Source organism: Streptomyces sp. NPDC005791 (genome assembly GCF_042871485.1).
In the GTDB taxonomy this organism is placed as follows: Bacteria; Actinomycetota; Actinomycetes; order Streptomycetales; family Streptomycetaceae; genus Streptomyces.
Genome location: NZ_JBIAIP010000001.1, coordinates 411232 through 435303, shown reverse-complemented (window position 1 = coordinate 435303; position 24072 = coordinate 411232). Strand labels below are relative to the sequence as shown.

At 67.7% G+C, this 24072-nt stretch carries 17 protein-coding genes and 1 tRNA gene; 4 read left to right on the top strand and 14 right to left on the bottom strand.

The features are described 5' to 3' along the window. The first annotated feature begins 286 nt into the window (after positions 1-286). Both ACFYSH_RS02140 and ACFYSH_RS02135 read left to right on the top strand, forming a co-directional pair. Complete coding sequence (locus ACFYSH_RS02140) at positions 287-1228, top strand: nitroreductase/quinone reductase family protein (RefSeq protein ID WP_388750375.1); 942 nt, start codon at positions 287-289, stop codon at positions 1226-1228. A gap of 184 nt (positions 1229-1412) precedes the next feature. Continuing rightward, positions 1413-3512 (top strand): PIG-L family deacetylase, encoded by a 2100-nt coding sequence (locus ACFYSH_RS02135; protein WP_388750372.1) that lies wholly within the window; start codon positions 1413-1415, stop codon positions 3510-3512. 108 nt (positions 3513-3620) lie between these two features. Here ACFYSH_RS02135 and tuf read toward each other — a convergent pair whose 3' ends face one another. The 13 genes from tuf to ACFYSH_RS02070 all read right to left on the bottom strand — a co-directional run bounded on the left by tuf (position 3621) and on the right by ACFYSH_RS02070 (position 20910). Next, positions 3621-4814, bottom strand: a complete 1194-nt coding sequence (gene tuf / locus ACFYSH_RS02130; RefSeq protein WP_359469483.1) for an elongation factor Tu — start codon at positions 4812-4814, stop codon at positions 3621-3623. Positions 4815-4971: 157 nt separating this feature from the next. Then, positions 4972-7101 carry an elongation factor G gene (gene fusA, locus ACFYSH_RS02125; protein ID WP_359469480.1) on the bottom strand — a complete coding sequence of 710 codons (2130 nt, stop codon included), beginning with the start codon at positions 7099-7101 and terminating at the stop codon, positions 4972-4974. Positions 7102-7139: 38 nt separating this feature from the next. Further along, complete coding sequence (gene rpsG, locus ACFYSH_RS02120) at positions 7140-7610, bottom strand: 30S ribosomal protein S7 (RefSeq protein ID WP_018101248.1); 471 nt, start codon at positions 7608-7610, stop codon at positions 7140-7142. Positions 7611-7612: 2 nt separating this feature from the next. After that, entirely contained in the window at positions 7613-7984 is a 372-nt protein-coding gene (gene rpsL, locus ACFYSH_RS02115; protein ID WP_003948652.1) for a 30S ribosomal protein S12, read from the bottom strand. Positions 7985-8473: 489 nt separating this feature from the next. Beyond that, the gene (locus ACFYSH_RS02110; protein ID WP_359469476.1) at positions 8474-12373 is read right to left on the bottom strand and encodes a DNA-directed RNA polymerase subunit beta'; all 3900 of its coding nucleotides are present in this window, start codon (positions 12371-12373) and stop codon (positions 8474-8476) included. Between the two features lie 129 nt (positions 12374-12502). Next, on the bottom strand, positions 12503-15988 hold the full coding sequence (gene rpoB / locus ACFYSH_RS02105; protein WP_359469474.1) for a DNA-directed RNA polymerase subunit beta: 3486 nt from the start codon (positions 15986-15988) through the stop codon (positions 12503-12505). Positions 15989-16599: 611 nt separating this feature from the next. After that, the gene (gene rplL / locus ACFYSH_RS02100; protein WP_359469472.1) at positions 16600-16983 is read right to left on the bottom strand and encodes a 50S ribosomal protein L7/L12; all 384 of its coding nucleotides are present in this window, start codon (positions 16981-16983) and stop codon (positions 16600-16602) included. 85 nt (positions 16984-17068) lie between these two features. Next, on the bottom strand, positions 17069-17632 hold the full coding sequence (gene rplJ / locus ACFYSH_RS02095) for a 50S ribosomal protein L10 (protein WP_104788253.1): 564 nt from the start codon (positions 17630-17632) through the stop codon (positions 17069-17071). A gap of 392 nt (positions 17633-18024) precedes the next feature. Beyond that, positions 18025-18747 (bottom strand): 50S ribosomal protein L1, encoded by a 723-nt coding sequence (rplA, locus tag ACFYSH_RS02090; RefSeq protein WP_014154604.1) that lies wholly within the window; start codon positions 18745-18747, stop codon positions 18025-18027. A gap of 82 nt (positions 18748-18829) precedes the next feature. Continuing rightward, positions 18830-19264: a 50S ribosomal protein L11 gene (rplK, locus tag ACFYSH_RS02085; RefSeq protein ID WP_351277518.1), complete on the bottom strand. Its 435-nt coding sequence runs from the start codon at positions 19262-19264 to the stop codon at positions 18830-18832. Between the two features lie 178 nt (positions 19265-19442). Then, a complete protein-coding gene (gene nusG / locus ACFYSH_RS02080; RefSeq protein WP_388750363.1) occupies positions 19443-20369 on the bottom strand; it encodes a transcription termination/antitermination protein NusG in 927 nt (308 codons plus the stop codon). A 74-nt stretch (positions 20370-20443) separates the two neighbouring features. Beyond that, positions 20444-20731: a preprotein translocase subunit SecE gene (gene secE / locus ACFYSH_RS02075; protein ID WP_031096325.1), complete on the bottom strand. Its 288-nt coding sequence runs from the start codon at positions 20729-20731 to the stop codon at positions 20444-20446. A gap of 106 nt (positions 20732-20837) precedes the next feature. Further along, a tRNA-Trp gene (locus ACFYSH_RS02070) sits at positions 20838-20910 on the bottom strand. A 214-nt stretch (positions 20911-21124) separates the two neighbouring features. On the opposite strand from ACFYSH_RS02070, the gene ACFYSH_RS02065 reads away from it, so the two are divergent. Both ACFYSH_RS02065 and ACFYSH_RS02060 read left to right on the top strand, forming a co-directional pair. Beyond that, positions 21125-22351 (top strand): pyridoxal phosphate-dependent aminotransferase, encoded by a 1227-nt coding sequence (locus ACFYSH_RS02065; RefSeq protein WP_359469463.1) that lies wholly within the window; start codon positions 21125-21127, stop codon positions 22349-22351. A 122-nt stretch (positions 22352-22473) separates the two neighbouring features. Beyond that, complete coding sequence (locus tag ACFYSH_RS02060; RefSeq protein WP_359469461.1) at positions 22474-23487, top strand: adenosine deaminase; 1014 nt, start codon at positions 22474-22476, stop codon at positions 23485-23487. On the opposite strand, the gene ACFYSH_RS02055 is transcribed toward ACFYSH_RS02060, so the two are convergent. Beyond that, positions 23480-24061, bottom strand: coding sequence for a helix-turn-helix domain-containing protein (locus ACFYSH_RS02055; RefSeq protein WP_359469458.1), 582 nt, complete (start codon positions 24059-24061; stop codon positions 23480-23482). The genes ACFYSH_RS02060 and ACFYSH_RS02055 overlap by 8 nt on opposite strands. Between the last annotated feature and the right edge of the window lie 11 nt (positions 24062-24072).

Genomic DNA, 24072 nt, shown 5'->3' with positions numbered 1-24072 from the left:
CGGACGGATACATGTAATGAGCGCGGTGTCGCGTGGCGCCGGCCACAGAGCAGTGGGCCGGCCGGCGATCGGGCGAACACCCATCAGTCAGGGGATCCGCCATGAGTTCGTACTCCGCGCCCTGTCCATGACGTAGCGCAGCCGCACGTCGTCTTCCCTCGCGCTTCCGGCACAGCCCCGCGCCCCGAGACCGTGCGGCCACTCACTCCGCCCTGCGCACGTCATCCCCGGCCCTGCCCGCAGTCACCGCGGTGCGCGCCCGTATCCACCGGAGACACACAGCCGTATGCCCACGTCCTTCAATGAATCGGTCATCGAGGAGTTCCGTGCCAACCAGGGGAAGGTGGGCGGCCCGTTCGAAGGCGGGGACCTGCTCCTGCTGACGACCACCGGCGCCAGGTCCGGGACCGAGCGGACCACCCCCCTCGGTTACGTCCGCCATGGCGAGACCCTTCTCGTCGTCGGTTCCGACCTCGGCGGCCCGCGCCACCCCGCCTGGTACCACAACCTGCTCGCCCACCCCGTGGTGCGGGTGGAGGTCGGCACCCGCACCTTCCAGGCCCTCGCGGTCCCCGCCGAGGGGTCCAGGCGCGAGGAGCTCTTCGCGCACGCCGTGCGGGAGGCCCCCGGGTACGGCGACTACCAGGCCCGGACCACCCGCACCCTGCCGGTCGTGGTGCTGGAGCGGGCCGAGCCCGACGGGTGGGACGCTCCCCGCGAGGTCGTCACCCTCGCCGACAAGCTGATGGAGGTCCACACCTGGCTGCGCGCCCAGTTGCGCCACGTGAAGGCGGAGGCCGACGCCCACTTCGCCGCACGCGCGGCGCACCGGGGGCCCGGCGAACCACCCCCGCCCGGTCTCGGACTGCAGATCCGGCAGCGCTGCCTGGCGTTCTGCCAGGCCCTGGAGTTCCACCACACCAGCGAGGACGACCATCTGTTCCCGGGGATCGCCCGCCACCACCCCCACCTGACCGACACCTTCGACCGGCTGCGCGACGAACACCTCACCGTCGCGCGCATCCAGGGTGAGCTGGTGACTTTGCTGGCCGGTATCACCGTCGCCGACCCGGAGCGCTTCCGCACCGAGCTGGACGCGATGTCCACGGAGCTGAACGCCCACCTCGACCACGAGGAGGAGTCGCTCCTGCCCCTGTTGGCCGATGTCCCCTGGCCACCAGCACCCCCCGCGCGCCGGGCGCAGGACGGCGAAGAGGCCACCGGCTGACACGCTCGCGGGGCCGGTTGCCCGATCCGTACGCCAACGCGGCACACGGTGCAGGCAACCGGTCCACCCCCGACTCCGTCTGTCCGTGCGGGACGGCTCGACCCGCCGGCCCCCGTCGAGCGACGGGTACGCAGCACGAGGCAGTCGGCCACCCGCTGCGGGGGAAGCGGATGGAGCACACGGCATGACGGATCGATCCCGCACGCACCTGCACGCCCAGGGCCCGGCGGCCACCGGCACGCCGTCCCCGCCCTCCACCCCGACCGGTCCACGGCGCCGCACGGTGGTCGCCGCCCTCGCCGCCGGGACCGGCACGGCGGTACTCGGCGCCTGCTCGGTTCCGGCGCCCCGGCGCACCGATCCCGCGCCCGATCCGGCGCCGGGCCAGCCCATCAGCACCGCGCGACGGGCCCTGCTGATGCAGATACTCGCCCACCCGGACGACGACCTGTACTTCATGAATCCGGACACCCGGCGCGCCCTGGACGCCGGCACCCCGCTGGTCTGCGTGTACCTCACGGCCGGTGAGGCCGACGGCGTCAACAAGATCCCCGGCGCACCCCGCCCCCGGCCCGACAAGGCGGCGTACTCCTCCGCCCGCCACCAGGGACTACGGCAGGCGTACGCGACCCTGCTCGGGCTGGAGATGTTCGCGCCCTGGGAGGTGTCCGTCGCCGATCTCGGCGACGGACACCGCGCCGAGGTCAACACCCTGACCGCCGGGACGCGCAGGGTGGAGCTGATCTTCCTCAACACCGCCATGCACACCGGACGGCGCCGGCTCGGGTTGCCCAGCCTCTGGCAGGACCGCCGGCTCACCCTGCGCACGGTCGTCGCCGACGACTCACCACTGCGGCACGCCGGTTCGTACACGTACGACGAGCTGATCGACGTCCTCGCCGGGCTGCTGGAGCGCTACCGGCCCACCGTCGTGCACACCCTGGACCCCGACCCGGACATCCAGCACAGCACCGAGGCGGTCCGGCGCGCCGACAGCGAACAGCACGGCTACTCCGACCACGCGGACCACACCGCCGCCGCCTGCTTCGGATGGGCGGCGATGATCCGGTGGGTGGCCGGTGTCAGGGCGGGCGGCGGCGACGTGCCCGGCTTCGTGACCACCGCGTTCCGCGGCTACTACAACCGGCACTGGCCGAAGAACCTGCCGCCCGCCGTGCTGCGCGAGAAGGCCGCCCCGCTCGTCCCGTACGGCGGCTCCCCCGACTGGGAGTGCGGCAATCCGTCGGGGTGCGGGGACTACAACGTGGGGGGCGACCGGCCGCTGACCAACCGGAAGGGGTGGGTCCGCTCCACTCGCCACCGCTACCCGGGCCCCCGGGCCGTCGTCACCACGGAACCCGGTGGGCGGCTCACCGCGTACGCGGTGGTGGGGCTCCGCGTGGTCCGGTGGCAGGAGACCGAGGCGGGCGGTGGCGTCTGGGGCCCACCGCACGACCTCGGCGGCGGTCCGCTGGCACCCACGCTGGGGGCCGCGACCACCCCCGACGGGCGCCTGCTCCTCTTCGGTCTCCGCTTCACGGCGTTCGGCGGCCACGGCGCCGACAACGAGCGCGAGATCGTCCTGCTGGAGCAGGCGGCACCCGCCGGCGGCTTCCGCGCGTGGCGGGGCCTGGGCAATCCTTCCCCCGGGCGGGACGAGGGCCGGCGCGTCGGCGTACCGGTCGCCGTCACGTCGCCTGACGGCCGGATCCACCTCTTCGTACGCAACGCCGAGAAAGGGCTCAGCACCCGGGTCCGGGAGACGGACGGATCCTGGGACGGGTGGCGGGACACGGGCGGCGGAGAGATCCAGGACGGCCTCAGCGCCGTGGTGGACGGCGCCGGCCGGGTCCACGTCCACGCGGCGGGCCATCACGCTGTGCACCACTGGACCCAGGACGCGCCGGGCGCCGCACTCACGGCCCGTACGCAGATCGAGGCCGGCCCCGTACCCGGCGGAGCCCCCGCCGCACGGCAGGCGGCCGACGGGTCCGTGGACCTGTTCTACCGGGCCGAGGCATGGGCCGGGACGACGGCCGTTCGGGGCGGGGCGGCCTCGGACCTCACCGGCTTCGACGGATACGGGGAGCTGACCGCCGCCGGCCCCGCGCTGCTCGGCCGCACCGCCGAGGGCCTGCTGCAGCTCCGTACCGGAGCACGGCACTCCGTGCGGTCGCAGGGACCCGTCGCCCTGGACGGGCCCGCGCTCCACCTCGGCGGCGACGACCGCCCGGTGGTGGTGGGGCTGGGCCCGGACGCGCTGCCCTGGACCTGGCGCCCGTAGGGCAACCGGCCACACCACAGCAGAGGGGCCCCGTCCCACCGCTCACGCGGTGGGACGGGGCCCCTCGAGGTGCTCTGTGCGGAGCAACCAGGTCAGACAGTCAGGTGATTACTTGACGATCTTGGTGACCTGGCCGGCGCCCACGGTCCGGCCACCCTCACGGATGGCGAACTTCAGGCCCTCTTCCATGGCGACCGGCTGGATCAGCGCGACGTCCATGAGGGTGTTGTCACCCGGCATGACCATCTCGGTGCCCTCGGGAAGGGTCACAACGCCCGTCACGTCCGTGGTACGGAAGTAGAACTGCGGGCGGTAGTTGTTGAAGAAGGGGGTGTGACGGCCACCCTCGTCCTTCGACAGGATGTAGGCCTGGGCCTGGAAGTCGGTGTGCGGCGTGACCGAACCCGGCTTGATGATGACCTGGCCGCGCTCGACGTCCTCGCGCTTGATGCCGCGAAGCAGCAGACCGACGTTCTCACCGGCCTGGCCCTCGTCGAGCAGCTTGCGGAACATCTCGATGCCGGTGACCGTGGTGGTGGTCTTCTCCTGCTTGATGCCCACGATGTCAACGGTCTCGTTGACCTTGAGGACACCACGCTCGATGCGGCCGGTGACGACCGTACCGCGACCGGTGATCGTGAAGACGTCCTCGATCGGCATGAGGAACGGCTTCTCGACGTCACGCTCGGGCTGCGGGATGGACTCGTCGACGGCCTTCATCAGGTCGAGAACGGTCTGGCCCCACTCGGCGTCGCCCTCGAGGGCCTTGAGCGCCGAGACCTTGACGACCGGAAGGTCGTCGCCCGGGAACTCGTACTCGGAGAGGAGCTCACGAACCTCGAGCTCGACGAGCTCCAGGATCTCCTCGTCGTCCACCATGTCGGCCTTGTTCAGCGCGACGACGATGTACGGCACGCCTACCTGGCGGGCCAGGAGCACGTGCTCCTTGGTCTGCGGCATCGGGCCGTCGGTGGCCGCGACCACGAGGATGGCGCCGTCCATCTGCGCCGCACCCGTGATCATGTTCTTGATGTAGTCGGCGTGACCCGGGCAGTCGACGTGCGCGTAGTGACGCGACTCCGTCTGGTACTCGACGTGCGCGATCGAGATCGTGATACCGCGCTGACGCTCCTCAGGAGCCTTGTCGATCTGGTCGAAGGCCGAGGCCTCGTTCAGGTCCGGGTACGCGTCGTGCAGCACCTTGGTAATGGCGGCCGTGAGGGTCGTCTTACCGTGGTCGATGTGACCGATGGTGCCGATGTTGACGTGCGGCTTAGTCCGCTCGAACTTTGCCTTCGCCACTGGGGTCCTCCTGAGTGGTTCTGTACGCCTTGCTTCATCGGCGCCAGGTGATCTTTGCTGGAATGCCGGTGCCGGGGGCATTCGCCACGAGAGCGAACTCTGCGACGAATGCCCTACCGGGCTCCGGTGACAAGCCTAAAGCGTGAACTCGGAAGAGTTACTCGCCCTTGGCCTTCGCGATGATCTCCTCGGCGACGTTCCGCGGAACCTCGGCGTAGGAGTCGAACTGCATCGAGTAGCTTGCGCGACCCGAGGTCTTGCTGCGGAGGTCTCCGACGTAGCCGAACATCTCCGAGAGGGGCACGAGGCCCTTCACGACGCGAGCGCCGCTGCGCTCCTCCATGGCCTGGATCTGGCCACGGCGGGAGTTGAGGTCGCCGATCACATCGCCCATGTAGTCCTCGGGCGTGGTGACCTCGACGGCCATCATCGGCTCGAGGAGCACGGGGGACGCCTTGCGGGCACCCTCCTTGAACGCCTGCGAACCGGCGATCTTGAAGGCGAGCTCCGAGGAGTCGACCTCGTGGTAACCACCGTCGAGAAGGGTGACGCGGACGCCGACCATCTCGTAACCGGCCAGGATGCCGAACTGCATGGCTTCCTGGGCACCCGCGTCCACCGAGGGAATGTACTCACGGGGGATGCGGCCACCGGTGACCTTGTTGACGAACTCGTAGGAGGCGTCGCCACCCTCGATGGGCTCGAGGGCGATCTGCACCTTCGCGAACTGGCCGGTACCACCAGTCTGCTTCTTGTGCGTGTAGTCGATGCGCTCGACGGTCTTGCGGATCGTCTCGCGGTACGCGACCTGGGGCTTGCCGACGTTCGCCTCGACGCGGAACTCGCGCTTCATGCGGTCGACGAGCACCTCGAGGTGAAGCTCGCCCATACCACCGATGATGGTCTGGCCGGTCTCCTCGTCGGAGTGCACCTGGAAGGAGGGGTCCTCCTCGGAGAGGCGCTGGATGGCTACACCCAGCTTCTCCTGGTCACCCTTGGACTTGGGCTCGATGGCGACCTGGATGACCGGCGCCGGGAAGTCCATGGACTCCAGGATCACCGGGTGCTTGTCGTCGGACAGCGTCTCACCCGTGGTGGTCTGCTTCAGGCCCATGACGGCGACGATGTCACCGGCGCCCACCGACGCGATCTCCTCACGCTTGTTCGCGTGCATACGGTAGATCTTGCCGATGCGCTCCTTCTTGCCCTTGACCGAGTTCAGCACCGCGGTGCCGGCCTCGAGGCGACCGGAGTAGATCCGGACGAAGGTGAGCTTACCCAGGTGCGGGTCGCTGGCGATCTTGAACGCGAGGCCGGAGAACGGCTCGTCGTCCGAAGGCTTGCGCTTGACGACCAGCTCCGGGTCCTTGACGTCGTGGCCTTCGATGGCCTCGACGTCCAGGGGGGAAGGCAGGTAGCGGACGACCGCGTCGAGCAGGGGCTGGACGCCCTTGTTCTTGAACGCCGTGCCACAGAAGACGGGGGTCACGGTGACGGAGTCGGCCGAGCCCTTCGACGCAAGGGTGATCCTACGGATCGCGTCGTGCAGCTGCTCCTCGGTGGGCTCGACGCCCTCGAGGTACAGCTCCATCATCTGGTCGTCGTTCTCCGAGACGGCCTCGAGGAGCTTGCCGCGCCATTCCTCGGCGGCCTCCTTGTGGGTGTCCGGGATCTCGACGGTGTCGTACATCTCGCCCTTGGCGGCCTCTTCCGACCACACGAAGGCCTTCATCGACACGAGGTCGACGACGCCCTTGAAGTCGGCTTCGGCACCGATGGGGAGCTGCATGACCAGCGGAACCGCACCGAGGCGGTCGACGATCATGTCGACGCAGCGGAGGAACTCGGCACCGGTGCGGTCGAGCTTGTTGACGAAGCAGATACGCGGCACGCCGTAGCGGTCCGCCTGACGCCAGACGGTCTCGGACTGCGGTTCGACGCCGGCCACACCGTCGAACACGGTGACGGCGCCGTCGAGGACGCGGAGCGAACGCTCCACCTCGACGGTGAAGTCCACGTGACCCGGGGTGTCGATGATGTTGATGGTGTGGTCGACATCATCGAGCGGCCAGTGACAGGTCGTCGCGGCGGACGTGATCGTGATGCCGCGCTCCTGCTCCTGCTCCATCCAGTCCATCGTGGCTGCGCCGTCGTGGACTTCACCGATCTTGTACGAGACGCCGGTGTAGAAGAGGATCCGCTCAGTGGTGGTCGTCTTGCCCGCGTCGATGTGGGCCATGATCCCGATGTTGCGGACCTTGGCCAGGTCAAGCGAAGTGGTGGCCATAAGGCTCAATCTTCTCTCGGTCTCGATGGGGTGAGCGACTACCAGCGGTAGTGCGCGAAGGCCTTGTTGGACTCGGCCATCTTGTGGGTGTCCTCGCGCTTCTTGACGGCAGCGCCAAGACCGTTGGAGGCGTCGAGCAGCTCGTTCATGAGGCGCTCGGTCATGGTCTTCTCGCGACGGGCGCGGGAGTAACCGACGACCCAGCGCAGAGCAAGGGTGGCGGCGCGACCGGGCTTGACCTCGATCGGCACCTGGTAGGTGGCGCCACCGACACGGCGGGACTTGACCTCGAGCGAGGGCTTGACGTTCTCAAGCGCGCGCTTCAGCGTGATAACCGGGTCAGCGCCGGTCTTCTCGCGGAGGCCTTCCATGGCGCCGTACACGATCCGCTCGGCGGTGGAACGCTTGCCGTCGAGCAGGATCTTGTTGATCAGCGAGGTGACAAGAGGAGAGCTGTAGACCGGGTCGATGATGACCGGGCGCTTCGGGGCGGGGCCCTTACGAGGCATTCTTACTTCTCCTTCTTGGCGCCGTAGCGGCTGCGGGCCTGCTTGCGGTTCTTGACACCCTGGGTGTCGAGCGAACCGCGGATGATCTTGTAACGAACACCCGGCAGGTCCTTCACACGGCCACCACGCACGAGCACGATGGAGTGCTCCTGCAGGTTGTGCCCCTCACCCGGGATGTAGGCCGTGACCTCGATACCGGAGGTCAGACGCACACGCGCGACCTTACGGAGCGCCGAGTTCGGCTTCTTCGGGGTGGTCGTGAACACACGCGTGCAGACGCCACGACGCTGGGGCGAACCCTCGAGCGCGGGCGTCTTGTTCTTCTCGACCTTGTCCTGCCGGCCCTTCCGGACCAGCTGCTGGATCGTAGGCACTACTTCTCCGGTTTCTGTGTGCCGTTCGGTGAAACTAACCTGGAACAGTCACCGACCCACGCGGTCGGGTGTGTCGAATACTGCACGCCCCCGCTGGAAGGCAGGAGGAACACAGATTGCGGTGGCCACTTACGGACTCGCCATGCGGTTGAGGACACGCACCCGAGCCCAGGCACACCCCAGGCACAAGGCTTGAGCGTACCTACCTCACGGAGCTGGGTCAAAACAAATGCTGTCCACCCCGCGCCCCCGGACCTCGTGGCTCGGCGCGACCGGACGGGACATCGGCCCGCAGCAGCGGCTTTCCGGCCCGGACAGGCGTCCTCACCTGCGTGAACGAGCCGACCGGAGACACGGAACCGGTCACCCGGCCGGCCGGCACGACCGGACGCCGGTCACCCCGGGTGACCGACTTCACGACGGCCCGCCCGGACACACAGAAGGGCGGCCACCCCGTCGCAACGGGATGGCCGCCCTTCTCACTCACTTCTACTGGTTGTACGGACCGTAGTCGTAGTCCTCCAGCGGAACGGCCTGGCCGGAGCCCGTGCCGAACGGCGAGTAGTCGATGTCGTCGTAGCCGACGGCCGAGTACATCGCGGCCTTGGCTTCCTCGGTCGGCTCGACCCGGATGTTGCGGTAGCGGGACAGACCCGTACCGGCCGGGATGAGCTTACCGATGATGACGTTCTCCTTGAGGCCGATCAGGGAGTCCGACTTGGCGTTGATCGCCGCGTCGGTCAGGACCCTGGTCGTCTCCTGGAAGGACGCCGCCGACAGCCACGACTCGGTGGCGAGCGAGGCCTTGGTGATACCCATCAGCTGCGGACGGCCGGAGGCGGGGTGTCCGCCCTCGGTGACCACACGACGGTTCTCGGTCTCGAACTTCGAGCGCTCGACGAGCTCACCCGGCAGCAGCTCCGCGTCGCCGGACTCGATGATCGTCACACGGCGCAGCATCTGCCGGATGATGATCTCGATGTGCTTGTCGTGGATCGACACGCCCTGCGAGTTGTAGACCTTCTGGACCTCGCCGACCAGGTGGACCTGGACCGCGCGCTGACCGAGGATCCGCAGCACGTCGTGCGGGTTGGTGGCACCGACGGTGAGCTTCTGGCCCACCTCGACCGGGTCGCCCTCGCCCACCAGGAGACGGGCACGCTTGGAGATCGGGAACGCCGTCTCCTCGCTGCCGTCGTCCGGGGTGACGACGAGCTTCTTGGTCTTCTCGGTCTCCTCGATCCGGACGCGGCCGGCCGCCTCCGAGATCGGGGCGACACCCTTGGGCGTACGCGCCTCGAAGAGCTCGACGACACGCGGCAGACCCTGGGTGATGTCGTCACCGGCCACACCACCGGTGTGGAAGGTACGCATCGTCAGCTGGGTACCGGGCTCACCGATGGACTGGGCGGCGATGATGCCGACCGCCTCACCGATGTCGACCAGCTTGCCGGTGGCGAGCGAGCGTCCGTAGCAGAAGGCACAGGTGCCGACCGCGGACTCACAGGTCAGGACCGAGCGGGTCTTGACCTCCTCGACGCCGGCGCCCACCAGGGCGTCGATCAGGACGTCACCGAGGTCGACGTTGGCAGGCGCGATGACCTTGCCGTCGACGACGACGTCCTCGGCGAGCATGCGGGCGTAGACCGAGGTCTCGACGTCCTCCGTCTTGCGGAGCACGCCGTCGGCGCCCTTGACCGCGATCTTCAGCTTGAGGCCGCGGTCGGTGCCACAGTCCTCCTCGCGGATGATCACGTCCTGCGAGACGTCCACCAGACGACGGGTCAGGTAACCCGAGTCGGCGGTACGCAGGGCGGTGTCCGCCAGACCCTTACGGGCACCGTGCGTGGAGATGAAGTACTCCAGAACGGTGAGGCCCTCACGGAAGGACGCCTTGATGGGACGAGGAATCGTCTCGTTCTTGGCGTTCGACACCAGACCACGCATACCCGCGATCTGACGCATCTGCATCATGTTTCCTCGGGCACCCGAGTCGACCATCATGAAGATGGGGTTCGTCTTCGGGAAGTTCGCGTTCATCGCCTCGGCGACCTCGTTGGTCGCCTTGGTCCAGATCGCGATGAGCTCCTGCGTGCGCTCGTCCTTGGTGATCAGACCGCGCTCGTACTGCTTCTGGACCTTCTCGTCCTGCTCCTCGTAGCCCCTGACGATGGCCTTCTTGGCCTCGGGCACGACGACGTCGGAGATGGCCACGGTCACACCGGAGCGGGTCGCCCAGTGGAAACCGGCCGCCTTCAGGTTGTCGAGCGTCGCCGCCACGATGACCTTGGGGTAGCGCTCGGCCAGGTCGTTGACGATCTCGGAGAGCTGCTTCTTGCCCACCGAGTAGTCGACGAACGGGTAGTCCTCGGGCAGCAGCTCGTTGAAGAGCGCGCGGCCCAGGCTCGTACGCAGCCGGAAGGTGTCACCCGGCTGGTACTCGGGCTCGCCCTCCTCCGCGACCGGCGGCACCCAGCCACGCGGCGGGATGGTGCCCACCGGGAAGCGGATGTCGACCTTCGCCTGGAGCGACAGCTCGCGGGCGTCGAAGGCCATGGTGGCCTCGGCCGTGGAGCCGAACGCGCGGTCCGTGCCCTTGGCGTTGCGGCCCTCTTCGTCCGTGGTGAGGAAGAAGAGGCCCAGCACCATGTCCTGGGTCGGCATGGTGACGGGACGACCGTCGGCCGGCTTCAGGATGTTGTTCGAGGACAGCATCAGGATGCGGGCCTCGGCCTGCGCCTCCGCGGAGAGCGGCAGGTGCACGGCCATCTGGTCACCGTCGAAGTCCGCGTTGAACGCGGTGCAGACGAGCGGGTGGATCTGGATGGCCTTGCCCTCGACCAGCTGCGGCTCGAAGGCCTGGATGCCGAGGCGGTGCAGGGTGGGCGCACGGTTCAGCAGCACCGGGTGCTCGGCGATGACCTCTTCGAGGACGTCGTACACGACGGTGCGGCCGCGCTCGACCATGCGCTTGGCCGACTTGATGTTCTGCGCGTGGTTCAGGTCCACCAGGCGCTTCATCACGAACGGCTTGAAGAGCTCCAGCGCCATCGCCTTCGGCAGACCGCACTGGTGCAGCTTGAGCTGCGGACCGACGACGATCACGGAACGCGCGGAGTAGTCCACGCGCTTGCCGAGGAGGTTCTGACGGAAACGGCCCTGCTTGCCCTTCAGCATGTCGCTGAGGGACTTCAGGGGACGGTTACCGGGACCGGTGACCGGGCGACCGCGGCGGCCGTTGTCGAACAGCGCGTCGACGGCCTCCTGCAGCATCCGCTTCTCGTTGTTCACGATGATCTCGGGAGCGCCGAGGTCGAGGAGACGCTTGAGGCGGTTGTTGCGGTTGATCACACGGCGGTACAGGTCGTTCAGGTCGGAGGTCGCGAAGCGGCCACCGTCCAGCTGCACCATCGGACGCAGGTCCGGCGGGATGACCGGCACGCAGTCGAGCACCATGCCCTTGGGCTTGTTGCTGGTCTGCAGGAACGCCGAGACGACCTTGAGGCGCTTGAGCGCACGGGTCTTCTTCTGGCCCTTGCCGGTGCGGATGATCTCGCGGAGGCGCTCGGCCTCCTCGTCGAGGTCGAAGGACTCCAGGCGCTTCTGCAGGGCGGCAGCACCCATGCAGCCGTCGAAGTACGTGCCGAAACGGTCACGCAGCTCGCGGTAGAGCAGCTCGTCGCCCTCGAGGTCCTGGACCTTGAGGTTCTTGAAGCGGCTCCACACCTCGTCGAGACGGTCGATCTCGCGCTGCGCACGGTCACGCAGCTGCTTCATCTCACGCTCGGCACCTTCGCGCACCTTGCGGCGTACGTCGGCCTTGGCGCCCTCGGCCTCGAGCTCGGCCAGGTCGGTCTCGAGCTTCTTGGCGCGGTTCTCGAGGTCCGAGTCGCGACGGTTCTCGACCTGCTGACGCTCGACGGAGACGTGCGCCTCCAGCGACGGGAGGTCACGCGTGCGGCGCTCCTCGTCGACGAACGTGATCATGTACGCGGCGAAGTAGATGACCTTCTCGAGGTCCTTCGGCGCGAGGTCCAGCAGGTAGCCGAGGCGCGACGGGACGCCCTTGAAGTACCAGATGTGGGTGACGGGAGCGGCAAGCTCGATGTGACCCATGCGTTCACGGCGCACCTTGGCGCGCGTGACCTCGACGCCACAACGCTCACAGATGATGCCCTTGAAGCGGACACGCTTGTACTTGCCGCAGTAGCACTCCCAGTCCCGGGTCGGACCGAAGATCTTCTCGCAGAAGAGTCCGTCCTTCTCGGGCTTGAGCGTGCGGTAGTTGATGGTCTCCGGCTTCTTCACTTCGCCGTGGGACCAGGTCCGGATGTCGTCCGCGGTGGCAAGGCCGATCCGCAGCTCGTCGAAGAAGTTGACGTCGAGCACTTGTCGTCAATCCCTCTTTCGGGGGTTCGAGCCCCCTCGCTTCACGCGAGAAATCGGGGCACTTCAGCAATGGTCTGAACGGGTCCGGGGAGAGCCGGCCGGATCACGGGGATCCGGCCGGGCAACCCGTCAGACCTCTTCGACGCTGCTCGGCTCGCGCCGGGACAGGTCGATACCGAGCTCCTCCGCCGCGCGGAAGACGTCCTCGTCCGTGTCGCGCATCTCGATGGACATACCGTCCGAGGACAGCACCTCCACGTTGAGGCAGAGCGACTGCATTTCCTTGATGAGCACCTTGAAGGACTCGGGAATGCCGGGCTCGGGGATGTTCTCGCCCTTGACGATCGCCTCGTAGACCTTCACACGGCCGGTGACGTCGTCGGACTTGATCGTCAGGAGTTCCTGGAGGGCGTATGCGGCGCCGTAAGCCTCAAGGGCCCACACCTCCATCTCACCGAATCGCTGACCACCGAACTGCGCCTTACCACCCAGCGGCTGCTGCGTGATCATGGAGTACGGGCCGGTCGACCGCGCGTGGAGCTTGTCGTCGACCAGGTGGTGCAGCTTGAGGATGTACATGTACCCGATCGAGACCGGGTCCGGGAACGGCTCGCCGGAGCGGCCGTCGAACAGGTTGGCCTTGCCCGAGGGCAGGACCAGCCGGTCGCCGTCGCGGTTCGGGATCGTGGCCTGGAAGAGGCCGGTGATCTCGTCCTCGCGCGCACCGTCGAAGACGGGCGTGGCGACGTTGGTGCCGGGGGCGACCTGGTCGGCGCCGATGGCCTGCAGGCGCTGGGCCCACTCGTCACCGAGGCCGGAGACGTCCCAGCCGCGGCTGGCGAGCCAGCCGAGGTGGATCTCCAGGACCTGTCCCGGGTTCATTCGGGACGGGACACCCAGCGGGTTGAGGATGATGTCGACCGGGGTGCCGTCCTCCAGGAACGGCATGTCCTCGATCGGCAGGATCTTGGAGATGACGCCCTTGTTGCCGTGACGGCCGGCGAGCTTGTCACCATCGGTGATCTTGCGCTTCTGTGCGACGTAGACGCGGACCAGCTGGTTCACGCCCGGCGGCAGCTCGTCGCCCTCTTCGCGGTCGAAGACGCGGACGCCGATGACCTTGCCGATCTCGCCGTGCGGGACCTTCAGCGAGGTGTCGCGCACCTCGCGCGCCTTCTCACCGAAGATCGCGCGGAGCAGGCGCTCCTCCGGGGTCAGCTCGGTCTCACCCTTGGGCGTGACCTTGCCGACGAGGATGTCGCCGGCGACGACCTCGGCACCGATGCGGATGATGCCGCGCTCGTCCAGGTCGGCGAGGACCTCTTCGGAGACGTTCGGGATGTCCCGGGTGATCTCCTCCGGGCCGAGCTTGGTGTCACGGGCGTCGACCTCGTGCTCCTCGATGTGGATCGAGGAGAGGACGTCGTCCTGCACGAGGCGCTGCGACAGGATGATCGCGTCCTCGTAGTTGTGACCCTCCCACGGCATGAACGCCACGAGCAGGTTCTTGCCGAGCGCCATCTCACCGTTCTCGGTGGCCGGCCCGTCGGCGAGGACCTGGCTCTCGATGACCCGGTCGCCCTCGGAGACGACGACCTTCTGGTTCACCGAGGTGCCCTGGTTCGAGCGCGAGAACTTGGCGATGCGGTACGTGGTGTACGTGCCGTCGTCGTTCGTGACGGTGATGTAGTCCGCGGAGACCTCCTGGACCACACCCGCCTTCTCGGCCTTGAGCACGTCACCGGCGTCGGTGGCGCAGCGGTACTCCATGCCCGTGCCGACCAGCGGCGCCTCGCTCTTGATGAGCGGGACGGCCTGACGCATCATGTTCGCGCCCATGAGGGCACGGTTGGCGTCGTCGTGCTCGAGGAACGGGATCATCGCGGTGGCGACCGACACCATCTGGCGCGGCGAGACGTCCATGTAGTCGACGTCGTCACCGGGGATGTAGTCGATCTCCCCGCCACGACGGCGGACCAGGACGCGGGCCTCGGTGAAGCGCATCTCCTCGGAGAGCGTCGCGTTCGCCTGGGCGATCACGAAGCGGTCCTCTTCGTCGGCCGTCAGGTAGTCGACGTCGTCGGTGACGACGCCTTCGACGACCTTGCGGTACGGCGTCTCGATGAAGCCGAACGGGTTGATGCGCCCGTAGGAGGCCAGCGAGCCGATCAGACCGATGTTCGGGCCTTCGGGCGTCTCGATCGGGCACATGCGGCCGTAGTGCGACGGGTGGACGTCACGGACCTCGAAGCCGGCCCGCTCACGGGACAGACCACCCGGGCCGAGGGCGTTGAGACGACGCTTGTGCGTCAGACCCGACAGCGGGTTGTTCTGGTCCATGAACTGCGACAGCTGGCTGGTGCCGAAGAACTCCTTGATGGAGGCGACGACCGGCCGGATGTTGATCAGGGTCTGCGGCGTGATCGCCTCGACGTCCTGGGTGGTCATGCGCTCACGCACGACACGCTCCATACGGGCGAGACCCGTACGGACCTGGTTCTGGATCAGCTCACCGACGTTACGGATACGACGGTTGCCGAAGTGGTCGATGTCGTCGGTCTCGACCATGATCGAACGGCCGGACTCACCGACCGTCTCGGTCTCACCGGCGTGCAGCTTCACCAGGTACTTGATGGTGGCGATGATGTCGTCGCTGGTGAGGACACCGGCGTCGAGCGGCTCGTCGGCGCCGAGCTTCTTGTTCACCTTGTAGCGGCCGACCTTCGCGAGGTCGTAGCGCTTCGGGTTGAAGTAGAGGTTCTCGAGCAGCGTCTGAGCGGCCTCACGCGTCGGCGGCTCGCCCGGACGCAGCTTGCGGTAGATGTCGAGCAGCGCGTCGTCCTGGCCCTGGGTGTGGTCCTTCTCCAGGGTGGCGCGCATCGACTCGTACTCGCCGAACTCCTCCAGGATCTGCTCGGTGGTCCAGCCGAGAGCCTTCAGGAGGACGGTGACGGACTGCTTGCGCTTGCGGTCGATGCGGACACCGACCATGTCGCGCTTGTCGATCTCCATCTCCAGCCAGGCACCCCGGGACGGGATGATCTTGGCGGAGAAGATGTCCTTGTCGGACGTCTTGTCGATGGAGGAGTCGAAGTAGACACCCGGCGAGCGCACGAGCTGCGACACGACGACACGCTCGGTGCCGTTGATGACGAAGGTGCCCTTGTTGGTCATGAGCGGGAAGTCGCCCATGAAGACCGTCTGGGACTTGATCTCGCCGGTCTCGTTGTTGGTGAACTCGGCCGTGACGAAGAGCGGCGCGGCGAACGTGAAGTCGCGCTCCTTGCACTCGTCGATCGAGTTCTTCGGGGGCTCGAAGCGGTGGTCGCGGAACGTGAGCGACATCGACCCGGAGAAGTCCTCGATCGGCGAAATCTCCTCGAAGATTTCCTCCAGGCCGGACTTGGTGGGGACGTCTTGTCCGCTGTCCAGAGCAGCCTCGACGCGAGCCTTCCAGGCGGCGTTGCCCAGGAGCCAGTCAAAGCTCTCGGTCTGCAGCGCGAGGAGGTTCGGAACCTCGAGGGGCTCCTTGATCTTTGCAAAAGAGATGCGCAGCGGGGCGGTGCTGGCACCGTTGTTCGTATTCGAGGTCGAGGCGTTGCGCGAGGCGGCCAAGAGGGGGTCCTTCCGAGGGCTCGGACTCACTACGCGCGTACCGGCCCCAAGCCGCACACAGAGACAGAAATCCCAAGGTCAGGGTGTATCCGGTCATCGGTGCTAGGCGTGGGCATGCCCCTGGTGACGGGCAGGAGGCAGCTAACAGGCAGCGCAAAGGGTCAGTGTAGCCAAACGCCACACTGATGTCCAGTCGCGGTTCTCAGAGACCCACGTTGTTCGCAACAGCTGTTCTCAACACCTATGAATAGACCCCGCGCGGTGTGCGCCCTTCTTTACTGCCCTCTTCGCTCTCGATCCATGCCTCGGATGCGGATCGAGATGACGACGCGTCCTGAGAATTGCGCGCCGCGTGCGGTTCGTCAAGGCCCCGAGGCCCCGACGGACGACCGTCGATCTTCACCTGCGCCCGGAGGACGCCTGTTGACGGCCCTCCACGCACCCGGGAGAGAGGCACGGCGAAGATCACCCTACTCTCCGGGACGGGAAGATCAAGGCAGCGTCCTGGGGCACGCCAAAGGGCGACCACCCGGATGGGTGATCGCCCTTTGCGATGTGACATCTCCGCCTTGCGGCAGGGACGGTCCTGAGGAGTCAGAGGACTCGCAGGGTCACTTGACCTCGACGGAGGCGCCGGCGCCCTTGAGGGACTCGGCAGCCTTCTCGGCGGCCTCCTTGGCGACCTTCTCGAGGACGGGCTTCGGGGCGCCGTCGACGAGGTCCTTGGCCTCCTTGAGACCCAGCGAGGTCAGCTCACGCACGACCTTGATGACCTGGATCTTCTTGTCGCCGGCAGCCGTGAGGACGACGTCGAACTCGTCCTGCTCGGCCTCGGCCTCGACCGGGGCGCCCGGGCCCGCGGGACCGGCAACGGCGACCGCGGCGGCGGCGGTGACGTCGAACTTCTCCTCGAAGGCCTTCACGAACTCGGAGAGCTCGATGAGGGTGAGCTCCTCGAACTGAGCGAGCAGGTCTTCCTGGCTGAGCTTCGCCATGATGGCGTCCTTCCACTAATTCGGCAGGTGCCGGATGTATATGTCGGCGGGCGTACGGGCCCGCTGCGAGCCGTGGGGCGGAGTGTTACTCCGCCACCTCGGCGTCGGCGGGAGCCGGCGTACCGGCACCGCCCTGCTCGGCCTTCTTGGCGCGAAGCGCTTCCGCGGTGCGGACGAACTTCGACGGCAGAGCCTGGAAGAGCTGCGCAGCCTGAGTCTGCTTGCCCTTCATGGCGCCGGCCAGCTTGGCGAGCAGAACCTCGCGGGACTCGAGGTCCGCGAGCTTCTTGATCTCATCGGCGGACAGCGCCTTACCGTCAAGGACACCGCCCTTGATGATGAGGTTGGGGTTGTCCTTGGCGAAGTCACGAAGACCCTTCGCCGACTCCACCGGGTCACCGGTGACGAAGGCAACCGCCGTCGGACCCGAGAACAGGTCGTCCAGCGTGTCGATCCCGGCCTCGTTGGCCGCAATCTTGGTCAGCGTGTTCTTCACCACGGCGTACTGGGCGTTCTCACCGAGCGAACGGCGCAGCTCCTTGAGCTGTGCCACGGTGAGACCCCGGTACTCGGTCAGCACGGCGGCGTTCGAGCTGCGGAACTGGTCCGTCAGCTCGGCTACCGCGGCAGCCTTGTCGGGCCTTGCCATGAGCGTCGGCCTCCTTCCGGGTGATGAGGACCGCTCAGAAGGGCCGGGAAAGACGAAACGCCCCGGCGCAGGCGCCAGGGCGTAGCTCGACCGAACGAATTCGGGAGCTTTCCACAGTCACCTGCGCAGGTCGTCCGTCTTGACGGATCCTTCGGTCACCGTTTCCTCTGACGAGAGCACGGCGACGACCAGCGGTCTTTGGCTTCCTGCTGAGACTACGCGACCGTAGCCGCCCGGAGCAAATCCGTCCCGGTTCGACCGGTGCGAGAGGTTTGAATGCCTCTCGGGCGGCGCAGGGCGCCCTCGTACGCGGACGGGCCCCGCACCCTCCGAAGAAGAGGCTGCGGGGCCCGTCCCATGCCGTGACGCGGCTACCGGGTGAGCGCGGGGGCTCAGACGGCGGCCGGGTCCTCCTCGACGAGGAGGTTGCGCACGCGGTTGGCGTCCAGCGGGATGCCGGGGCCCATCGTCGTGCTCATGGTCGCCTTCTTGATGAAGCGACCCTTCGCGGCGGACGGCTTCAGACGGAGGATCTCCTCCAGGGCCGCGCCGTAGTTCTCGACCAGCTTCGTGTCATCGAAAGAGGTCTTCCCGATGATGAAGTGGAGGTTCGAGTGCTTGTCGACGCGGAACTCGATCTTTCCGCCCTTGATGTCGTTGACAGCCTTGACGACATCGGGGGTGACGGTGCCGGTCTTCGGGTTCGGCATCAGACCACGCGGACCGAGCACACGGCCCAGGCGGCCGACCTTGCCCATGAGGTCCGGCGTGGCGACGACGGCGTCGAAGTCCAGACGGCCCTTCGCCACCTCGTCGATGAGCTCGTCGGCGCCGACGATGTCGGCGCCCGCGGCTTCCGCGGCCGCAGCACGGTCACCGGTCGCGAAGACCAGGACCCGGGCGGTCTTGCCGGTGCCGTGCGGGAGGTTCACGGTGCCACGGACCATCTGGTCGGCCTTGCGAGGGTCAACACCCAGGCAGAACGCGACCTCGACGGTGCCGTCGAACTTGGTGGCGGCGGTGTCCTTGGCGAGACGGACGGCCTCGAGCGGGGCGTACGTACGCTCCCGGTCGATCTTCGCGTCCGCAGCGCGGAGGTTCTTGCTGCGCTTCACATCTACTCCTGTGGTTTTCAGAGTGTGGAGTCGTGGTGCGGACCAGCGCTTGGTCCTACCACTGTGGGGCTACGGGGCTGACTCAGCCTTCGACCGTGATGCCCATGGAACGGGCGGTGCCAGCGATGATCTTCGACGCGGCGTCGAGGTCGTTGGCGTTCAGGTCGGGAAGCTTGGTCGTGGCGATCTCACGGACCTGGTCGGCCGTCAGCTTGGCGACCTTGGTCTTGTGCGGCTCGCCGGAGCCCTTGTCCACACCCGCGGCCTTGAGGATCAGCTTGGCGGCCGGCGGAGTCTTCGTGATGAAGGTGAAGGAGCGGTCGTCGTAGACCGTGATCTCCACCGGCACGACCATGCCACGCTGCGACTCGGTCGCGGCGTTGTAGGCCTTGCAGAACTCCATGATGTTGACGCCGTGCTGGCCCAGTGCGGGACCGACCGGCGGCGCCGGGTTGGCCGCACCGGCGTTGATCTGGAGCTTGATAAGCCCCGTGACCTTCTTCTTCTTGGGAGGCATTGCTCTCTCCGGGTCCTAGTGAGAGTGTTTCGCCGCCGTTCCGGTCATCCGGACGGAGGCATACCGCACAACGATAACGGGTATAGCTGCGCGACCAAAAACCGAGCAGGTCAGACCGGCTGCGAAGCCGGTCCGACCTGCTCGGTAGGCATATGTCCTGAAGCCGGCGGGAAGCCCGTCAGTTCTTCTGGATCTGGTCGAAGCTGAGCTCGACCGGGGTCTCGCGACCGAAGATCTCGACGAGGCCCTTGACCTTCTTCGAGTCGGCGTTGATCTCGTTGATCGTCGCCTGCAGGGTCGCGAACGGGCCGTCCGTGACGGTGACCGAGTCGCCCACCTCGAAGTCCAGGACCTGGACCTCGACCTTGCGGGCCGGAGCCGGCTTGCCCTCGGCCTCGGCAGCCTCGCGGGCCGCCTTCTCCTCGGCCTCGGGGGCGAGCATCTTGACGATCTCGTCCAGGGTCAGCGGGTACGGGTCGTAGGCGTTGCCCACGAAGCCGGTGACGCCCGGCGTGTTGCGCACGACACCCCAGGACTCGTTCGTCAGGTCCATGCGCACCAGGACGTATCCCGGGAGCTTGTTCTGACGGACGTTCTTCCGCTCACCGTTCTTGATCTGGACGATCTCTTCCTCGGGCACCTCGGCCTGGTAGATGAAGTCCTCGACGTTGAGCGAGACGGCGCGCTGCTCCAGGTTGGCCTTCACGCGCTTCTCGTAACCGGCGTACGTGTGGATGACGTACCACTCGCCGGGGAGTCCTCGCAGCTCGTCGCGCAGGGCGGCCACGGCGTCCACGGGGGCGGCCGGCTCGGCCTCCTCGGCGGACTCGTCGTCGTCGGACCCGTCCGTGGACTCTTCGTCCTCGGCGGTCTCTTCGTCCTCGGCGGTCTCTTCGTCCTCGTCGGCGGCGACGGGCTCGGCGTCCTCGTCGGACTCGACACGTACGGCGTCCTGCTCGGCGGGCTCGCCCGCGGCGGCGTCAGCAGCGTCGACCTGGTCCGGGGCCACGGCGTCCGACGCCTCGACGATGTCGAGCTCGTCCTCGGCGGACTCGACGGCGCTCGCCGTGGGCTCGGCGTCGTCGTTCAGGTTCGGGTCAGACACGATGGCTGCTTCTTCCTGGATACAAATGGGTGGAACATGCGAAAGGGGCGCCGATGAGGCGCCCTCCGCGGGGATCAGCCGAAGACGTACTTGATGACCCGCGCAAATCCGAAGTCAATCACGGTGACAAGACCGATCATGACGACCACAAACACGATCACCACGGCCGTGTACGTGGACAGCTGGCTGCGCGTGGGCCATACGACCTTGCGGAGCTCGGCGACGATCTGGCGGTAGAACAGCGCGAGACGGCCCAGAGGGCCCTTCTTGCCGCGCTTGCCGCCCTTCCGGGTCTTCTTCTTCGACTCGGGGGCTTCGTCCTCGGCATCAGGCATGTCGATGGAGCCCACGGCGTCCGTCACGCTACTCACCTGATTCCGGGTCGTGGCCGTGCCGCGCCCGGTGGAGCCGCACGGCGGTGCATTGAAGTACGTACATGCGCACACATCCTGGCGAAGGAGTGTGTAGCAGGGCCGGAGGGACTTGAACCCCCAACCGCTGGTTTTGGAGACCAGTGCTCTACCAATTGAGCTACGACCCTTTGTGGTTTCCACCAACCTACCGCATCTTCCCCGGTGAGCCGGATGGGAAAACGGTGCGGCTGATGAAGGCCAACGACAGGTGAGTGTACGTGCTCAGGGCCGCCGCGTCGAACAGACAACTACCGACCGGTCCTGTCCGGATGCTGTCCGGGTCCTGTCCGGTCCCTGAAACCGCTGTGCCGAGGCGGATTCCGGTCTGCGAGCATGGGGGGCATGAGCGCTGCAACTTCCCCCACCGAGCGCCGGGTTTCGGCCCGCGTCGGTGCGATCTCCGAGTCCGCCACCCTCGCCGTCGACGCCAAGGCCAAGGCCCTCAAGGCCGCGGGGCGTCCGGTGATCGGCTTCGGCGCCGGCGAGCCCGACTTCCCGACCCCCGGTTACATCGTGGACGCCGCGATCGAGGCGTGCCGTAATCCGAAGTACCACCGCTACACCCCGGCGGGCGGGCTCCCCGAGCTCAAGGCCGCCATCGTGGCGAAGACGCTGCGCGACTCCGGATACGAGATCGACGCCTCCCAGGTCCTGGTGACCAACGGCGGCAAGCAGGCCATCTACGAGGCCTTCGCCGCGGTCCTCGACCCGGGCGACGAGGTCATCGTCCCCGCCCCGTACTGGACGACCTACCCCGAGTCGATCCGTCTCGCCGGCGGTGTCCCGGTCGAGGTCGTGGCCGACGAGACCACCGGCTACCGCGTCTCGGTCGAGCAGCTGGAGGCGGCCCGGACCGAGCGCACGAAGGTGGTCCTCTTCGTGTCCCCGTCCAACCCGACGGGCGCGGTCTACGGCGAGGCCGAGACCGAGGCCATCGGCCGCTGGGCCGTCGAGCACGGCCTGTGGGTGATGACCGACGAGATCTACGAGCACCTGGTCTACGGTGGCGCGGCCGCCGCCTCGCTCCCCGCGGTCGTGCCCGAGCTGCGCGACAGGTGCATCGTGGTCAACGGCGTCGCCAAGACCTACGCCATGACGGGCTGGCGGGTGGGCTGGATCGTCGGTCCGAAGGACATCGTGAAGGCCGCGACCAACCTGCAGTCCCACGCGACCTCCAACGTCAGCAACGTCGCGCAGGTCGCCGCGCTGGCAGCGGTCTCCGGGTCGCTGGACGCGGTAGCCGAGATGCGGACGGCCTTCGACCGCCGCCGTAAGACGATCGTGCGCATGCTCAACGAGATCGACGGCGTGCTCTGCCCCGAGCCCGAGGGCGCGTTCTACGTGTACCCGTCGGTGAAGGGGCTGCTCGGCAAGGAGATCCGCGGCAAGCGCCCGGCGGACTCCGTCGAGCTCGCGGCCCTCATCCTGGACGAGGCCGAGGTCGCCGTGGTGCCCGGCGAGGCCTTCGGTACGCCGGGTTATCTGCGGCTCTCCTACGCACTGGGCGACGACGACCTGGCCGAGGGTGTCTCGCGGATCCAGAAGCTGCTGGGCGAGGCCCGCGACTGACCGGGCACGCGTTCCGGTAAGTGGCTCCCGGCTCCGGCCGGGAGCCACTTTTTTTGTTCGAGAGGTAATCCGGGACGGGAACCGGGTGACGCGACACCCCTGGGATGCGGCAAGATCCATGGATGGAGCGTGACGTACGGCTGTTGCCCAAGGCCCACCTGCACCTGCACTTCACCGGGTCGATGCGGCCCACGACCCTGCTCGAACTGGCGGACAAGTACGGGGTACGCCTGCCCGATGCCCTGACCGGCGGCGAGCCGCCCGAGCTACGGGCCACCGACGAGCGCGGCTGGTTCCGTTTCCAGCGCCTCTACGACATCGCCCGGTCCTGCCTCCGCTCCCCGGAGGACATCCAGCGGCTCGTGCGCGAGACCGCCATGGAGGACGTCGCGGACGGCTCCGGGTGGCTGGAGATCCAGGTCGACCCGACCTCGTACGCCCCGCTGCTCGGCGGGCTCATCCCTGCGATCGAGATCATCCTGGACGCCGTGGACCGCGCGGCCGTCGAGACCGGGCTGGGGATCCGGGTGGTGATCGCGGCGAACCGGATGAAGCATCCGCTGGACGCCCGCACGCTGGCCCGGCTCGCCGTGCGGTACGCGGACCGGGGCGTCATCGGCTTCGGGCTCTCCAACGACGAACGCCGCGGGATGGCCCGCGACTTCGACCGCGCCTTCGCCATCGCCCGCGAGGGCGGTCTGCTCGCCGCCCCGCACGGCGGCGAGCTCTCCGGCCCCTCCAGCGTCCGGGACTGCCTGGACGACCTCGACGCCGCCCGGATCGGGCACGGCGTACGGGCGGCCGAGGACCCGAGGCTGCTGCGCGAGCTCGCGGAGCGGGGGGTGACCTGCGAGGTCTGCCCGGCGTCCAACGTGGCGCTCGGCGTCTACGAGAAGCCGGCCGACGTCCCCCTGCGCACGCTGTTCGACGCGGGGGTGCCGATGGCGCTCGGCGCGGACGACCCCCTGCTGTTCGGTTCCCGGCTGGCCGCGCAGTACGACCTCGTACGCCGCCATCACGCCTTCACGGACGAGGAACTGGCCGAGCTGGCCCGGCAGTCCGTGCGGGGGTCGGTGGCGCCCGTCGAGGTGCGGGAGAAGCTGCTGGGCGGGATCGACGCGTGGCTGGCTAGCTGATGCCGTCCAGCAGGGTACGCGCGAGGGACGCCGCGAAGTCGTCCAGCGACCGCGGGGCCGCGGCCGTGTCGTAGGCGAAAGCACGCTGGGCGCAGGCGCCCAGCAACAGCGAGGCCGCCGCGTGGGTGTCGACACCGGCGCCGACACGGCCTGCTCGCTGCTCGGCGCGGAGATAGGCGTCGAGGCCCTCGATCGGCTTGTGCGGGCCCGTGCCCATCTCACGCATCGCCGCTTCGTGACGGCGCTTGAGCCTGGGTTCCGCGTACAGCGAGGCGAGCACCGGGAAGCTCTGCTGGTAGAAGAGCGCGGCCTGGCGGGCTACGGCGGTGAGATTCTGCTCCAGATCTCCCTCACCCGCCTCCAGATCGCTCAGGAGCGGGCCCAGCCTCGGCATGCGCTCGCCCAGCACCGTCACGAAGAGCTCTTCCTTGCTGCTGAAGTACTTGTACAGCGCCGCCTCGGAGCAGCCGGCGGCCTTGGCGATCTCCTTGGTCGTCGTCCGTGCGAGACCGATGCCGAGCATGAGCTCATGGGCCGCATCGACGATGCGGACGCGGGCCGGCTTCTGCTCCATGAAGGCTCCAA